The sequence below is a fragment of the Rhizobium herbae genome (assembly GCF_019511375.1).
In the GTDB taxonomy this organism is placed as follows: domain Bacteria; phylum Pseudomonadota; class Alphaproteobacteria; order Rhizobiales; family Rhizobiaceae; genus Pararhizobium; species Pararhizobium herbae_A.
Genome location: NZ_JAEUAO010000003.1, coordinates 651,028 through 665,546 on the forward strand (window position 1 = coordinate 651,028; position 14,519 = coordinate 665,546).

At 58.1% G+C, this 14,519-nt stretch carries 14 protein-coding genes and 1 pseudogene; 6 read left to right on the forward strand and 9 right to left on the reverse strand.

Going from position 1 to position 14,519, the window contains the following annotated elements; genetic code table 11:
• The first annotated feature begins 4 nt into the window (after nucleotides 1-4).
• Entirely contained in the window at nucleotides 5-1,024 is a 1,020-nt protein-coding gene (locus JNB71_RS16150) for a LacI family DNA-binding transcriptional regulator (protein WP_220372794.1), read from the forward strand.
• A gap of 218 nt (nucleotides 1,025-1,242) precedes the next feature.
• Here JNB71_RS16150 and JNB71_RS16155 read toward each other — a convergent pair.
• Together JNB71_RS16155 and JNB71_RS16160 are read right to left on the reverse strand one after the other, a co-directional pair.
• Nucleotides 1,243-1,482: pseudogene (locus JNB71_RS16155) on the reverse strand (transposase); the annotation flags it as partial.
• A 56-nt stretch (nucleotides 1,483-1,538) separates the two neighbouring features.
• Entirely contained in the window at nucleotides 1,539-1,973 is a 435-nt protein-coding gene (locus tag JNB71_RS16160) for a DUF1801 domain-containing protein (protein ID WP_220372795.1), read from the reverse strand.
• Between the two features lie 323 nt (nucleotides 1,974-2,296).
• On the opposite strand from JNB71_RS16160, the gene JNB71_RS16165 reads away from it, so the two are divergent.
• The gene (locus JNB71_RS16165; RefSeq protein WP_346657278.1) at nucleotides 2,297-3,400 is read left to right on the forward strand and encodes a polysaccharide pyruvyl transferase family protein; all 1,104 of its coding nucleotides are present in this window, start codon (nucleotides 2,297-2,299) and stop codon (nucleotides 3,398-3,400) included.
• A gap of 45 nt (nucleotides 3,401-3,445) precedes the next feature.
• Here JNB71_RS16165 and JNB71_RS16170 read toward each other — a convergent pair whose 3' ends face one another.
• The 3 genes from JNB71_RS16170 to JNB71_RS16180 all read right to left on the reverse strand — a co-directional run bounded on the left by JNB71_RS16170 (nucleotide 3,446) and on the right by JNB71_RS16180 (nucleotide 6,185).
• The gene (locus JNB71_RS16170) at nucleotides 3,446-4,060 is read right to left on the reverse strand and encodes a hypothetical protein (RefSeq protein ID WP_220372796.1); all 615 of its coding nucleotides are present in this window, start codon (nucleotides 4,058-4,060) and stop codon (nucleotides 3,446-3,448) included.
• 112 nt (nucleotides 4,061-4,172) lie between these two features.
• Nucleotides 4,173-5,504 (reverse strand): glycosyltransferase, encoded by a 1,332-nt coding sequence (locus JNB71_RS16175; RefSeq protein WP_223215873.1) that lies wholly within the window; start codon nucleotides 5,502-5,504, stop codon nucleotides 4,173-4,175.
• Nucleotides 5,505-5,756: 252 nt separating this feature from the next.
• Nucleotides 5,757-6,185 (reverse strand): Fur family transcriptional regulator, encoded by a 429-nt coding sequence (locus JNB71_RS16180; protein WP_018329220.1) that lies wholly within the window; start codon nucleotides 6,183-6,185, stop codon nucleotides 5,757-5,759.
• Nucleotides 6,186-6,308: 123 nt separating this feature from the next.
• Between JNB71_RS16180 and JNB71_RS16185 the strand changes: the two genes are divergently transcribed.
• The 4 genes from JNB71_RS16185 to JNB71_RS16200 are packed head-to-tail and all read left to right on the forward strand — an operon-like array spanning nucleotide 6,309 to nucleotide 9,851.
• Nucleotides 6,309-7,214, forward strand: a complete 906-nt coding sequence (locus tag JNB71_RS16185; protein ID WP_220372797.1) for a metal ABC transporter substrate-binding protein — start codon at nucleotides 6,309-6,311, stop codon at nucleotides 7,212-7,214.
• Complete coding sequence (locus JNB71_RS16190) at nucleotides 7,211-8,146, forward strand: manganese/iron ABC transporter ATP-binding protein (RefSeq protein ID WP_220372798.1); 936 nt, start codon at nucleotides 7,211-7,213, stop codon at nucleotides 8,144-8,146. Before JNB71_RS16185 ends, JNB71_RS16190 begins: the two co-directional genes overlap by 4 nt.
• The gene (locus JNB71_RS16195; RefSeq protein WP_276572476.1) at nucleotides 8,143-9,003 is read left to right on the forward strand and encodes a metal ABC transporter permease; all 861 of its coding nucleotides are present in this window, start codon (nucleotides 8,143-8,145) and stop codon (nucleotides 9,001-9,003) included. Before JNB71_RS16190 ends, JNB71_RS16195 begins: the two co-directional genes overlap by 4 nt.
• Nucleotides 9,000-9,851, forward strand: coding sequence for a metal ABC transporter permease (locus JNB71_RS16200; RefSeq protein WP_220372799.1), 852 nt, complete (start codon nucleotides 9,000-9,002; stop codon nucleotides 9,849-9,851). The genes JNB71_RS16195 and JNB71_RS16200 overlap by 4 nt, the downstream gene beginning before the upstream one ends.
• 129 nt (nucleotides 9,852-9,980) lie before the next feature.
• On the opposite strand, the gene JNB71_RS16205 is transcribed toward JNB71_RS16200, so the two are convergent.
• The 4 genes from JNB71_RS16205 to JNB71_RS16220 all read right to left on the reverse strand — a co-directional run bounded on the left by JNB71_RS16205 (nucleotide 9,981) and on the right by JNB71_RS16220 (nucleotide 14,180).
• Nucleotides 9,981-11,009: an ABC transporter ATP-binding protein gene (locus JNB71_RS16205; protein ID WP_220372800.1), complete on the reverse strand. Its 1,029-nt coding sequence runs from the start codon at nucleotides 11,007-11,009 to the stop codon at nucleotides 9,981-9,983.
• A gap of 9 nt (nucleotides 11,010-11,018) precedes the next feature.
• On the reverse strand, nucleotides 11,019-11,849 hold the full coding sequence (locus JNB71_RS16210) for a carbohydrate ABC transporter permease (RefSeq protein ID WP_220372801.1): 831 nt from the start codon (nucleotides 11,847-11,849) through the stop codon (nucleotides 11,019-11,021).
• Complete coding sequence (locus JNB71_RS16215) at nucleotides 11,849-12,832, reverse strand: carbohydrate ABC transporter permease (RefSeq protein ID WP_220372802.1); 984 nt, start codon at nucleotides 12,830-12,832, stop codon at nucleotides 11,849-11,851. The genes JNB71_RS16210 and JNB71_RS16215 overlap by 1 nt, the downstream gene beginning before the upstream one ends.
• Before the next feature lie 91 nt (nucleotides 12,833-12,923).
• The gene (locus JNB71_RS16220) at nucleotides 12,924-14,180 is read right to left on the reverse strand and encodes an ABC transporter substrate-binding protein (RefSeq protein WP_220372803.1); all 1,257 of its coding nucleotides are present in this window, start codon (nucleotides 14,178-14,180) and stop codon (nucleotides 12,924-12,926) included.
• Between the last annotated feature and the right edge of the window lie 339 nt (nucleotides 14,181-14,519).

Consider the following 14,519-nt stretch of genomic DNA (forward strand, 5'->3'; position numbering starts at 1 on the left):
GGACATGGTGAGCATAGTCAGCGTCGCGAAAGTGGCGGGGGTTTCGAACAAAACTGTCTCTAGGGTGATTAACGGCGAACCTTATGTGACCGAGGAGACAAGGGAGAGGGTAGAAAAGGCCATTCGAGACCTCGGATACGTGCCGAACATGGCCGCGCGCCTCATCCGCTCAAGTCGCTCCAACACATTCGGCATCATCACGGATTATGTGTCGACCACGCCCTACTCGGTGGATATCGTTCGCGGAGTCCAGGATTGGGCAAATGCAAACGGAAAGACTATCCTGATGGCAAACACCGGCGGCGCGTCCGAGCGGGAGGCGGAAATTTGGAAGATGTTCCAATCCCATCGCATCGACGGTGTTCTCTACGTAACGATGTTTCATCGCATCGTCGACCCCGAAACCGGCGATGTCAGCATCCCCACGGTGATGATCAACTGCACGCCTCAGACGAACGAACTGTTACCGTCGATCGTGCCTGATGACTACCAGGGCGCGCAAGATCTTACCCGCTATCTGCTTGACAGGGGGCATCGAAAGATCGGCTACATCCGGCTCAATCCCATCTTGTTGGGTGCGCAACTGCGACTCGATGCCTTCCGGAAAACCGCTGGAGACTTTGGTCTTGCAGAGAGCGACCTCAGTATCCGCCTGGGCATGGAAGGACCGGTTGGAGCGGAGAAGAACTACGTTTATGCCGTTGCGACAGAGATGTTACAACAAAAAGATCGACCGACTGCAATCATGAGCGGCAATGACGAAATGACCATCCAAATCTACATCGCGGCAATGGCATTGGGTCTCCGCATCCCCGAGGATGTCAGTATTGTTGGCTTTGACGATTTTCGCACGGTTTCCCTGGCGCTGAAGCCGCAACTGACCACCGCGGCCTTACCTTATTACGATTTAGGTCGGGAAGGCGCGGAATTGTTGAATAGCGTGGTGGCGGGAAGCAAGGCTCCTCCGAGCAGTCGCGTTGTGCCTTGTAAACTGGTCGAGCGAACGTCAGTGTGCTCCTTATAATCTGGTTCCAGAACCGAGAACGTCCGGTCGAGCGAGCAATTCGGCCTGATTTCAGCGCGTAAGCGGCAGGGCAAAGCGGTTATGGGGATTGGTGGCTTGGTACGTCTTCATGAAAGCGAACCACCAGGCCACCTGGGGAGGAACATCGGCGATGCGGCACGCCAATCGGGAGACATCGAGCGAAAGGGAATGGCCGCTATGCTGAACTTCCAAGAGAGAAGAGCGGCCACATCCAGCATTTGCTCGGCGAGCAGCTTCTTCAGCTTGGCGTTCTCTTCCTCAAGCGCCTTCAGCCGCTTCGCTTCGAAGACTTCCATGCCGCCGTATTTGGCATTCCAGTTGTAAAATGTCGCCTCGGAAATCCCATGCTTGCGGCAGAGATCAGCCGCTTTCGCGCCAGCCTCCTGCTCTCGCAGAACACCGATAATCTGCTCTTCCGTAAATCTCTGCTTATTCATTCGTCCGTCCTCAATGGGACGGACTCTAATCAAGGTTAGGTGCGCCACGAAGCAGCTCAAGCGCTGTTTGGTTTTCTTCGAGAGCGCATTGTCGTCTGCACCGAGGTGTTCAGTGCGACGGCGGCACGAACCAGCGCCTTCAACGCTTCTTCGTCAATCTTGTCGCCCTGGTGGAAATCGATGGCGCGCCGGGTGTTGCCCTCGAGGCTGGAATTGAAGAGGCCTTTAGGGTCCTCCAGCGCGGCGCCCTTGGCGAAGGTCATCTTCACGACATTCTTGTAGGTCTCGCCGGTGCAGATGATACCGGTGTGGGACCACACCGGAACTCCTCTCCATTTCCACTCCTCGACTACTTCCGGGTCGGCCTGCCTGACAAGGCCGCGGACCCGCGCGAGCGTCTCGCCACGCCAATCGCTCAGCTCCCTTATTTTCGCATCTATCAGCTGGGAGGGATGAGTCTCCCCGCTATCCTTCAAGCCGCTCTTCGTCATGTTGTGGTCGGTTCCTCATGGTCGCGTTGTCGGTCGGTCAGTCACTTGAGTATCGCGATGTCAGCGCCCGGATGCCACAGAAAATCGTGTGCATCGATCCATTCGCTCGCCTGGCGGGAGAAGTCGCGAGAAAATTGGCCGGGGTGTTTAAATTCACCCCGGCTTTGTGTTCGACGGGACAATAAGGCGTCTTGTCATCCGGCTGCGTACAACTGGCCGCCTGCGCTCAAACGCATTTCTGCTTCAGGAGGATTCAATTCCGTCTTGCAGAAAAGCGAAAGGGCCCGTACGAAGCGGCATGACAGCATCTCAGGAGAAGCTTGGTGAAGTCGATCTTCAAGGCGTTTAGAGCACAGGCAACAGGCGGGAAATCAAACGGCTTGGCCGAATATGTGCGTCGTCATGGTACGGTTCCGCTGTCCTGGGCTGGCTCCACGTCCAACATGGATTATCTCAACATCGGTGATGCGCTCAGCGCTGTGATGGTAGCACTTCTGTCTGGACGTGATGTCGAGCGCATCCCATCAAAATCGACGTCTCTGCGGATGGCCTGCGTCGGGACGATCGGCCATGGATTTGAAGGCGGCGAAGTTTGGTTCTGGGGAACCGGTGCATCGCCGTGGAAAAACCCATCAGCTGCAGCTGACCAAAAACAGGATTTCACCGTCGCCGGAGAGACCGGGTTCAATGTGACAGCGACACGTGGCCCGCTGTCGGAGCGTCTGCTGACGGGCAAGCCGGAGGGCACCGTCGGTGTCTATGGCGACCCCGTCTGGCTGCTGCCGCGCTTCTATGCGCCGACGCCGAAAAAGAAATGGAAGCTGGGCGTTATCGTTCACCTGTCCGAGCTGTCGGATCGCGATACCGAGGCTCACCTGAAGCAGGAACTCCAGCGTTATGCGATCCCGGAGAGCCTGAAGGACGACATCCACCTCATCAACACGGTGACGCCGATCAGCATGACCTCCATCAAAGACAAAATCGACGAAATTCTGGCCTGTGAGCGCATCGTGTCCACCAGCCTTCATGGCATCGTCTTTGCCGAAAGCTATGGCATTCCGTGTCTGCATTTTCCGACGCACGGACCAAATCAAGGACTCAATGTCCGAAAGCTGGACGCCAACTGCGATCTCGATCTCCGATTCATCGACCTCTATCGCGGGCTGGGCCTGACGGAACTACCCGTTTACACACAGGATCGCCATCAACTGACCGACTGGAATGACCTGATGGGTGCGATCGATCGGACCTGGGTACCTAAGGCATTCAATGCGCAAGCGCTTCTCGACGCTTTCCCGCTCGATCTCGCGCCCCTGACGGCGCCTGCGGGGAAGACGATCTGGGATCATCCGGTTCTTCAAAACCTGATGCTACAGCACGACGTTAACGAGTTGAAGCGCAAGGACAAGCTGCGCGCGGCGAAATGATGCCCGCGCGGGCGCCGCGTGACCGATGCGTTCCGCTTCTGTACGTCAGCGGGCTTTGCTGCTTTCGATCAAAGTCAGTATCAGCGCGGAAAGCAGCGTCAAGGGCGCTGTCGCAGCGGTTTGCGGCTTGGAGCTTTGAGCCGGAGTTAACCCGACCTTGCCGACGGGTTTGTCGCCTGTGTTGACTCCGCCGTTGCCGAGCGTCCACCAACCCTCGCGCAGGATCTTTTCGATGACGAATGTGGCGACGTCGAGCGATCTCGATGGAGAGCCTGGCGGCAGAATGTCGGCAGATGTCGGATTGCGATCGCTCATCACCGAATAATAGATGCGCCTGATCTCGTCATCGATCTCGTCACTGCCCTCAGGCGCGGCATTTACTTTCTGGCGGAGTTTGCGCAGATCGTTGACCGTGACCGCCGTACTGGCGGCTATTTTTGCCAATTCATCCGCAAAGAGGTCGGGGTTGGTCCCGTCACCTGTGAACAGTTCCGAAAGGGCTGACCCGGGTGCTGCCTGCCGGTTGCGGATCACCTTGGCGGCCCCGCGGATACCATCGCGAAAAGCCTCTTTCCTTATGCTCTCCTGCTCTGCGACGAGTGTAGACGCGGCGGCGCACACTTCGAGAAGAAGGGCCGCGGCCTTTTTGTCGGCCATCATTTGCGCTTCGTCCCGCGCCCTCGCGAGAAGGTCATTCACTGAAGGCTTCTGGTCGTTCATCGGTGCTCTGACTTCTTCAATACGAGTTCGTCGCAGACATTTTCACAGAGCCTCACTTGAACTTGGCATAGAGGTTCTGGAGACGCTCGGCATATTTTTCCGGAGAAAACAGTTTCGCGCGCTCGTGACCCATTCTCTGGTAGTGCTCCATCAATCCATCGTCATGTGCAATGGTCTTCATAGCTTGTGAGATGGAATTGACGTTGTACGGATCGACGATTAAAGCGCTGTCGCCGGCGATCTCCGGGTTTGCGCCTTCGCTACCGGTAATGACCGCGGTACCTAGTTGCATCGCCTCGAGGATCGGCAAGCCAAATCCTTCGTACAGCGAAGGGAATACCACCGCCCTGGCACAGCGGATCAACGACGTTAACAGATTAAGAGGCAGATATTCCAGACGAATCACCGAGGATGTCTTTGCGGGGCGATCTGTCGCGGGGCCTAGCATCAGTTTCTTGAGAAGCGATTTCTCGGTGTCCTGCAGAGCGTCGACAAGACGAAGCTCAGAGGCATCCTTCCAAACCAACTGACCGACGATCACCAGTGGGTGTTGGCTATGGCTGGCCAAATAGGCTTCGATAATCCGGCCAACATTCTTCTTCGGCTCGATCGCGCCAAAAAAGAGGAAATACTGACGATGCTCGAGGCCGAAGATCGACGAGACCTCTTCGCGGACTTCGTCCTCCGGCCGGTTCAGAATGTAGCTCGGCAGATTGACGGCCTGATAAGTGTTCGTAATGCGACTTTCGTCAACGCCGAGAAGCTCGATAATATCCCGCTTGGAAGCTTCAGAAACGGTGACGATGTGATCCGCTTTTTTCCCGATGTGCCGGTGCTGCTTGAGAAACTCGTTCTTGATGTCGAGCGTCGTGTAGGGGAGGCGCATTGGGACCAGATCATGGATCGTATACAGATTGGCTGCGCTCTTGAGTTTGACCGGCATGGGATAGGTCCAGTGCGCAATACCAGCACGGCCAGAGTAATCTACATTCATGAATTGACCATAGGTGCGAAAATGCCAACGGGCCATCGCATAGAGATTGCGCGAATTGTAAATCCGGTCGTGAGCAGGTAGGGCACCCGCTGATCTTTTGGGGATGACTTTACCGGTGATCGGGACCTGCTTGGCCGTTACACCGAACGGCGACGTTAAAAGGCTCTTGACGATTTCCTTTGTCTTGATCGGCTTGACCGATGGATCGAAGAAGCTCACTTCCGCAAGAAGTTCGTTTTTCCCGGTCGATGAGCGTACGCCGTACATCAAGTCGACCTTATATCCAAGCTCGGTCAGTTGGTTACTCAAATTCCGGGCGTATGTGGCAATCCCGGTCCCTTTTTCCAAGGCGAGATTGTAGCCGTCGACCATCACACGAGCTTTGGACATAAATTGTAGATCCTACTTGCTGTTTGCTGTAGCGGCCTGGCTTATCCGGAGGCTCGGCAGAGCAATAATTGTGCGTTTTTGGGTGTCAAATGACGGAATCGCCATCGTTGGAACCTAAAGACGGATGCGAACCGCTATCTATGCGATTGCCATTTTGGAAGCAACCTTAATGCCGCCGGTAGCGGCGCTAAACCCATGGCAAAGGGATTTCTGGCCTTGCCCCAGTGCTCGGTGTGCTTGCTGAACGGTTCGTCAGTGCTTGCGCTTGCGGCAATAGAGTTCCAGCCGGTGCCGCACGAGGTCGTAGCCGAGTTCTGCCGCGATCTCAGCCTGCAATTGTTCGATCTTGTCGGAGCGGAATTCAATGACAGCACCGGTATCGATATCGATCAGGTGATCGTGGTGCGGGGCGTCCGCGGTTTCGAAGCGAGCCGTGGCGCTTTCGAATGCATGGCGTTGCACGACGCCTTGCTGTTCAAGCGCAGACAGCGTCCTGTAGACCGTCGAGAGCGAGACGGTTGCATCGATTTCTTTTGCCCGACGGTGCAGTTCGCTGGCATCCGGGTGGTCTTCGGCAACGGCGAGAATCTTCAGAATTGCGGCGCGCTGACGCGTTACGCGTACGCCGCCGTCGCGCAGGACACCCTCAAGTTCCTCGACCCGATTCTTGTTCTGTTTCATGGTCTCAACACTAGCCAAGGGTAGCGGGTTTGAAAATAGCCAGTTGCAAATGGTTCGCATTTGCATTGACTTATGCAGGCCATTCGCTTAAGTGCTGTCACAGACAACATCAGGGAGTATGGAATGATCGATCCGACGAGACGCGCGATCCTGGCAGCGGCAACAGCACTGGCAGCTTTCGCGCTCGCTCCCGGCGCTGTCTGGGCGCAGGAGAAATTCAAGGCCGTCACCACCTTCACGGTGATTGCAGACATGGCAAAGAACGTTGCGGGTGACGCTGCAATCGTCGAGTCGATCACCAAGCCCGGTGCGGAAATCCACAATTACCAGCCGACGCCGCGCGATATCCTGAAAGCGCATGATGCCAAGCTGATCTTCTGGAACGGCCTCAACCTGGAACTCTGGTTCGAGAAGTTCTTCCAGAACTTTGACGATATCCCTGGCGTCGTCGTGTCCGAGGGCGTCGAGCCGATGGGGATCGCCGAAGGACCCTATAGCGGTAAGCCAAACCCGCACGCCTGGATGTCGCCTTCGGCAGCGCTGATCTATGTCGACAATATTCGGGACGCCCTTGTGAAATACGACCCGGCCAATGCAGAGACCTACAAGGCCAACGCCGAAGCCTACAAGAAGAAGATCCAAGCCACGATCGAGCCCATCCGGGCCGAGATTGGCAAGATACCCGAGGCAAAGCGCTGGCTTGTCTCGAGCGAAGGGGCCTTCAGCTACCTGACGAGGGACTTCGGCCTGAAGGAACTTTATCTCTGGCCGATCAACGCCGATCAGCAAGGCACGCCGCAACAGGTCCGCAAGGTGATTGATGCGGTTCGCGCCAACAACATCCCCGTCGTCTTTTCTGAAAGCACGATTTCCCCGGACCCTGCCCAGCAGGTCGCGCGCGAGACGGGGGCAAAATATGGTGGCGTGTTGTATGTTGATTCGCTGAGCGAAGCGGATGGTCCGGTTCCGACCTATGTCGACCTGCTGCGGGTGACGTCCGAAACCATCGCGAAAGGCCTTTCGCAATGAACTTTCAGGTGAAAACCCGATGGAGCGAAACGCCGGCGTCGGGTGAGGCGGGTAGCGGCATCCGTGCCTCAGGTGTCACTGTCACCTATCGCAACGGCCATCGCGCATTGCGCGATGCCTCGTTCGAAATCCCGACCGGAACCATCACGGCACTGGTTGGCGTCAATGGCAGCGGTAAATCGACCCTTTTCAAGGCGATCATGGGGTTTGCCCGGCTGGCGCTTGGAGAGATCTCCGTTCTCGGCCTTTCGGTGCCGGAAGCACTGAAGAAAAACCTCGTCGCCTATGTACCCCAGGCCGAAGAAGTCGACTGGAACTTCCCGGTCCTTGTCGAGGACGTGGTGATGATGGGCCGCTACGGCCACATGAACATTCTCCGGATCCCGAAGAGGGCCGATCATGACGCCGTCGAAGCCGCGCTTGCCCGCGTGGGCATGAGCGACTTTCGCAAGCGCCAGATCGGCGAGCTTTCCGGGGGCCAGAAGAAACGCGTCTTCCTCGCCCGTGCTCTGGCGCAGGATGGTCGCGTCATCCTGCTTGATGAGCCCTTCACCGGTGTCGATGTGAAGACCGAGGACGCGATTATTCGCCTTTTGATCGGTTTGCGCGACGAAGGCAGGGTCATGCTGGTCTCCACTCACAACCTCGGCAGCGTGCCGGAATTCTGTGACCGCACAGTGCTTCTGAAGAATACTGTGCTTGCTTACGGCCCCACCGACACCACCTTCACGCGTGAGAACCTCGAGCTCGCCTTCGGTGGCGTCCTTCGTCATTTCGTCTTGGGTGGCGAAAACCTGCACGACGACGCCGATCCGCGCCAGCTTTCCGTCATCACCGATGACGAAAGGCCGCTGGTCATGTACGGAGCAAAGGATCAAATGGTATCGCAACCGGCGAAGCCCGAGAGTGACCCGGAGGCCGACGGCAAATGATGGCTTCGCTTTGGGAACCCTTCACCTACGACTATATGGTCAATGCCATGTGGGTGAGCGCACTGGTTGGCGCGGTCTGCGCCTTTCTCTCGTCCTATCTAATGTTGAAGGGCTGGTCACTGATCGGCGATGCGCTCTCGCACGCCATCGTTCCCGGCGTTGCCGGCGCTTACATGCTGGGTCTGCCCTTTTCGCTCGGCGCCTTCTTCTCCGGCGGACTCGCAGCGGGCGCAATGCTCTTTCTTAACCAGCGTACCCGGCTGAAGGAAGACACCATCATCGGGCTGATTTTCACCTCCTTCTTTGGTCTCGGGCTGTTTATGGTGTCGCTGTCGCCGACCTCGGTAAATATCCAGACGATCGTGCTTGGCAATATTCTCGCCATTACGCCTGCCGATACGCTGCAGCTTGCGCTCATCGGCATCGTCTCGCTTGTTATCCTCACCGCCAAATGGAAGGACCTGATGGTCACCTTCTTCGACGAGAGCCACGCCCGCTCGATCGGAATCCCGACGTCCTTTCTGAAGTTGCTGTTCTTCACCCTGCTTTCGGCCTGCACTGTCGCGGCGCTCCAGACCGTCGGCGCGTTCCTCGTCATCGCCATGGTGGTAACCCCCGGTGCAACCGCCTATCTGCTCACCGACCGCTTTCCCAAGCTGATCGTGATCAGTGTGGCGATCGGCGCGCTGACAAGCTTCTTCGGCGCGTATTTCAGTTATTTCCTCGACGGCGCCACCGGCGGAATCATTATCGTGCTGCAAACGCTGATCTTCCTTCTAGCCTTCCTCTTTGCCCCGAAGCATGGCCTGCTTGCCGCTCGCAGGCGTAGTGCCGAAGCGCTGGAGGTCGCTCGATGACCTCGCTCGACACGCTTTTTGCCGTCTTCGAATTCGAGTTCATGCGCAACGCGCTTCTGATTTCCGTGCTCGTGGCGATCCCGACGGCGATGCTCTCATGCTTCCTCGTCCTGAAGGGCTGGTCGTTGATGGGTGACGCGATCTCGCACGCCGTCTTTCCCGGTATCGTCATCTCCTACATCGTCGGACTGCCGCTCGCGGCGGGAGCGTTTGCCGCTGGCATGTCCTGCGCGCTCCTGACCGGCTACCTCAAGGAAAACAGCCGTATCAAGCAGGATACGGTGATGGGCGTGGTCTTCTCCGGCATGTTCGGCTTTGGACTGGTGCTCTACACCAGGATCCAGAGCGACGTGCACCTCGACCACATCCTTTTCGGCGACATGCTCGGTATCGGTTGGCCCGATGTCATCGAGACCGGCATGATTGCGCTCTTGGCCGCTGGCATCCTGGGCGTTAAGTGGCGTGACTTCCTGCTGCATGCCTTCGATCCCGCGCAGGCTAAGGCCGTCGGCCTGCCTGTCAACTGGCTGCACTACGGGCTGCTTGCCCTGCTGTCGCTCACGATCGTCGGAGCCCTGAAGGCCGTCGGCCTGATCCTCGCCATCGCCATGCTGATCGCGCCGGGCGCCATCGCCTTCCTGGTCACCCGCACGATGGGTGCCATGCTCATCGTCGCCGTCCTGGTCGCGATCGCGGCGTCCTTCCTTGGCGTTTACCTCTCATTCTTCATCGACAGCGCGCCGGCGCCGACCATCGTGTTGTTGATGACCGCGATGTTCGTCGTCGCCTTCGTCTGGTCCTCCTGGCGAACGTCACGTATCGAGGCACAACGAACGATCGTCGAGTGACCTCCTCTTCCTGACGGTCCCTGCTCGGGCTTGCAGAGGCCTCCGATCCCGCCATGGCGGGCAATCAGGCCTCGGAACTCGCAACATCCCATGGGGCATGGCTTGCGGGAATGAGGGCTCGTTAACTCACTAAGCTGCACCACGTATTTTTGCCGAGGCGATTGCCTGGCCCGCAATGTCGAAACGATGCACGCGGCCTTCCATCGGTGTGATCTGCAGTCTTTGGCCGGGTTGATGTCCCGAGACGCCGGTTTCCCGAACGATCAGCGGTTCCGCCGATCCGACATCAAGATAGACATAGCTGTCGGAGCCGAGAATTTCGGAATGGACGACCGTGCCGGCCCAGTGCCCCTCATGCTCAGTGATCGCGATATGCTCGGCGCGGATGCCGATCGTGTGGGCGCCATAGGGTCGCGAGAAATCACCCGAGAGAAAGTTCATTTTCGGCGAGCCGATGAAGCCGGCGACGAAAAGCGAATTCGGGTTCTCGTAGAGTTCCAAGGGCGTGCCGATCTGCTCGACCAAGCCGTCCCGCAGCACGCAGATGCGATCCGCAAGCGTCATGGCCTCCACCTGATCATGGGTAACGTAGATCATCGTCGTCTTGTGCATGCTGCGGTGAAGCTTGGCGATCTCCAGGCGCGTCGCGACGCGCAGTGCTGCATCGAGATTCGACAGAGGCTCATCGAACAGGAACACCTTCGGATCGCGCACGATCGCCCGGCCGATCGCCACGCGCTGGCGCTGCCCGCCCGAAAGCTGGCGCGGCAGGCGCTGCAGATAGGGCGTGAGCTGCAGCATTGCGGCTGCCGCCTCCACCCGCTGCTTGCATTGTGCCTTGTCCCGCCCGGCCAGTTGCATGCCAAAGGACATGTTCTCGAAGACCGTCATGTGCGGATACAGCGCATAGGACTGGAACACCATGGCAATGCCGCGCTTGGGAGGTGTAAGCTGGTTAACGACCCGCCCATCGAATGAAAGTGTGCCCGAGGTGATTTCCTCCAGCCCTGCGATGAGCCGAAGCAGGGTGGACTTGCCGCAGCCGGAGGGCCCAACGAACACCATGAATTCCCCCGCCCGGATGTCCATGCTGACACCCTTGATGACCTCGTAGGCGCCGAAGGACTTGCGGATATCCCGCAGTTGAATCTCTGCCATTTTATTCTCCTATCCTTTGACGCCGCCGGCGGTAAGGCCGGATACGATCCGCCGCTGAAAGATCAGCACGAGGATCACAAGTGGGACGGTGACGATCACGGAAGCGGCCATGATGCTGCCCCAGGGGATCTCAAACTGACTGCCTCCGGAAAGCATGGCGATGGCCACGGGGACCGTGCGCTGGATGTCCGATGACGTGAATGTCAGGGCGAACAGGAACTCGTTCCAGGCGGCGATGAAGGCGAGCAATCCGGTGGTAACGAGCGCTGGCCACATCAGCGGCATGAAGACCCGCGTGATGATCACCCAGGGGCTTGCACCGTCGACAATGGCCGCTTCCTCGATTTCGATCGGCAGGTCCCGCATGAAGGTGGTCAGGACCCAGACCGTGAACGGCAAGGTGAAGATCATATAGGAAAAGATGAGCGCAAACGGCGTGTTGAAGATGCCGATCCAGCGGATGAGCTCGAACAGCCCGGCGAGAACGGCAATATGCGGAAACATCGAAACCGCCAGAATGGTCAGCAGCAGCAAGCCTCGACCTCGAAAGGACACGCGCGCAAGCGCATAGGATGCCGTAACTGCAAGGAGCAGCGAAATGGCGACCACCAGTCCCGCGACCAGCAGCGAATTGCCGAGATTTCGAAGAAAGCTGCCACCGGAGAGAACTCCGGCATAGTTTGCGAGCGAAAGGGCTGTTGGCCAGTAATCCACCCGGAACAACGCCGTACCGGATTTGAAGCTGGTCAGGATCGCATAGTAGAAAGGAAACACCGAGATGACGATGATGGCGGCGACGAGCGCATAGAACGCTGAGCGTTTGGCAAGTGTGGCAATCATCAGCGCTCTCCTTCCAGATTGACCCGGCCCAACCACATGTAAAGGGTCGTGATCGTCGCGAGAATCAGGAAAAGCATGGTCGAAGCCGCCGCTCCGTAGGCGAATTTGTCGAACTCGAAGAGGTTCTCGCGAGCGAGCACCGACATGGTGCGCGTCTGTGCATTGTTCGGCGTCAGCACGTAGACAAGATCGAAGATGCGAAGCGAGTCCAGCATGCGGAAGATGACGGCAACCATCAGCGCCGGACGGATGAGCGGCAGCGTCAGCCGCCAGAACACGCGCACCGGGTGAACGCCGTCGATGCGTGCGGCCTCATAGATATCGCCGGGAACCATCTGCAGTCCCGCGAGGATCAGCAGCGCCATGAAAGGAATGGTCTTCCACACGTCGACCACCAGCACGGCGATCATCGCCGTATCCGGACTGGCCGTCCACGCGATCTTCTGGCTGATCAGACCAAGGCCGAGCAGAATATCGTTCAAAATACCGAATTGATCGTTCAGCATCCAAGCCCACATCTTGGCGGAAACGATCGTCGGGATCGCCCAGGGGATGAGGATCGCAGCGCGCACAAGGCCGCGCCCGGGAAATTCGGCATTCAAGACGAGCGCCACGATCAGCCCGAGCGCGGTTTCGATGCTTACGGAGATCAATGTGAACTTCAGCGTGTTCCACACGGCGCCCCACCAGGCCGGGTCGGCAAGCAGGCCGCTATAGACGACCCGGCCGCTCTTCAGTGTGACCCAGGAGAGATAGTTTTTGAGACCGACAAACTCGGCCCCCGACAAGTTGGTCAGCGACGCATCGGTCAAGCTGAAATAGATGGTCCTGATCAGTGGCCAGCCCGCGACGATAGCGAGCACGAAAAGGGTGGGGGCCAGGAATATCCAGGCTGAACGGACGCGCTGCGCGCGCAGATCAGACCTGATCACGCTGCCGTCCAATGGAACGGTCGCAGCGGATTCTAGAGAAAGCTCGGTCATGACGGTTGCCCACTGGTTGTCATCCGGCGGGGGCCGGAAGCATCGAACATGCGGATGGCAACATACGGCTGCCGTCCGCGGCTGAATGCGATTACCAGGCGTCGCCCTTGAGCTCCGTCAGCTCGGCTTCGAGCAGTTCAAGGTTCTCTGCAGCCGAACCGTTTCCGGAAAGCGTGTTGTGCACCGCCCCCCAGAAATCGGCCGAGACTTCGTTGTATTTGACCTTCGTCACGGCCGACGGGCGCGGCACGGCATTCTGGAAGATCGGTTTCCAGCTCGGCATGAAAGGCTGGCTGGCGGCGATATCCGCATCGTCATAGAGAGCCGATAGGGTCGGCAGGTTGGCAAGCTCGACCGCGCGCTTTTTCTGTACGTCGCTTGAGGCCAGAAACTTCACGAGCTCGATCGAGGCCTCCTGCTCGTCCGAATATTTAGAGACGGCCCCGTTCCAACCGCCGAGAGAGGACGCCGGCTGGTCGCCCGCGGCGGCCACGGGAAGCGGCATGACGTCGAACTTGCCCTTGATCGCGCTGTCGTCGCCGTTGCCGAGTGCATAGGCATAGGGCCAATTGCGCATGAAGGCCGCCTTGCCGGTCTGCCACACGCCGCGCGTCTCTTCCTCCTGGTAGGAGAGCACGCCTTCCGGCGCGATGGTGCCGATCCAGCCCCTTGCACGGTCGATCGCAGCGGCAGCCTTTTCGTTGTTGACGGAAATGGTTCCGTCCGGCTCGACGATCTGCCCGCCGCCCGAGGATTTGATCCATTCGAGCGCATTGCAGGTCAGGCCTTCATAGGCATTGGCCTGGAATACGAAGCCCCAGAAATCCGCCTGCCCGGCGGCGCGTTCCTTTTCCTGGATTTCCTTTGCCGTAGCCTCCAGCTCGCCCCAGGTCTTGGGGGGCTGCTTGCCGTATTTTTCGAGAAGATCGCTCCGATAGTACATGGCGGGGGCGTCGGTGAACATCGGCAAGGCGACAAGCTTTCCGTTGACCGTCTGCGACTGGACGACCGACGGGAAAAACTCGCCAATTACATCCTTTGTGGCTTCCGTCAGGTCGACGAACTGATCGGCAAGCTGGGGCGCCCAGATGACATCTGTCTGGTAGACATCGACATCCGTATTTCCGGCCGCCAGCCAGAGGCGGTACTGGCCAAACTGTTCGCTGCTCGATGCGGGCATCGTCACGAGATTGACCTTGTTGCCCGTTTTCGCTTCGAACTCGGCAAGGCGCGCGCGGAGGAACTCGGCAGCCTTGCCGGTCACGTTTGCCGCCATCGAGAGTTCGGCGGCAAAAGCACTGCCGCTTGTGATCGTGCCCAGAACTACGGCTGTCGCAAAAAGTTTCATGGTCGGCTCCTCCCAGGCCTCCAAAAGCGCGCTGAAACCGGATCAGCAAAATCGAAAGCGCTTTGGTTGAAGAAAAACTGTCAGAAACGAGAAATCGAGTCAAGACCACAACATATGACTGCGCTAGAAGCTGGTGTGTCCGTAGACAAAACTATTTCTAATCAATTTGTTAACATCGACATGTATGCGCCCCATGTTTGTTTCGGGCGCGACGTGAAGGCTTGCTTTGAGATGCATTTTTGAAAACGATTTAATTTAAACCGGGTCGGATGCGCGATCTTCCCTGCGATGTGGATTGCTGGCAGTACGGTTGTGGAGCTATAGCTAATAGGCAGAATG

Coding starts and splice junctions, on each gene's coding strand:
- JNB71_RS16150 (WP_220372794.1), top strand. CDS start 5: ATGGTGAGCATAGTCAGCGTCGCGAAAGTGGCGGGGGTTTCGAACAAA.
- JNB71_RS16160 (WP_220372795.1), bottom strand. CDS start 1,973: ATGACGAAGAGCGGCTTGAAGGATAGCGGGGAGACTCATCCCTCCCAG.
- JNB71_RS16170 (WP_220372796.1), bottom strand. CDS start 4,060: ATGATGGCCGACAAAAAGGCCGCGGCCCTTCTTCTCGAAGTGTGCGCC.
- JNB71_RS16175 (WP_223215873.1), bottom strand. CDS start 5,504: ATGTCCAAAGCTCGTGTGATGGTCGACGGCTACAATCTCGCCTTGGAA.
- JNB71_RS16180 (WP_018329220.1), bottom strand. CDS start 6,185: ATGAAACAGAACAAGAATCGGGTCGAGGAACTTGAGGGTGTCCTGCGC.
- JNB71_RS16185 (WP_220372797.1), top strand. CDS start 6,309: ATGATCGATCCGACGAGACGCGCGATCCTGGCAGCGGCAACAGCACTG.
- JNB71_RS16190 (WP_220372798.1), top strand. CDS start 7,211: ATGAACTTTCAGGTGAAAACCCGATGGAGCGAAACGCCGGCGTCGGGT.
- JNB71_RS16195 (WP_276572476.1), top strand. CDS start 8,143: ATGATGGCTTCGCTTTGGGAACCCTTCACCTACGACTATATGGTCAAT.
- JNB71_RS16200 (WP_220372799.1), top strand. CDS start 9,000: ATGACCTCGCTCGACACGCTTTTTGCCGTCTTCGAATTCGAGTTCATG.
- JNB71_RS16205 (WP_220372800.1), bottom strand. CDS start 11,009: ATGGCAGAGATTCAACTGCGGGATATCCGCAAGTCCTTCGGCGCCTAC.
- JNB71_RS16210 (WP_220372801.1), bottom strand. CDS start 11,849: ATGATTGCCACACTTGCCAAACGCTCAGCGTTCTATGCGCTCGTCGCC.
- JNB71_RS16215 (WP_220372802.1), bottom strand. CDS start 12,832: ATGACCGAGCTTTCTCTAGAATCCGCTGCGACCGTTCCATTGGACGGC.
- JNB71_RS16220 (WP_220372803.1), bottom strand. CDS start 14,180: ATGAAACTTTTTGCGACAGCCGTAGTTCTGGGCACGATCACAAGCGGC.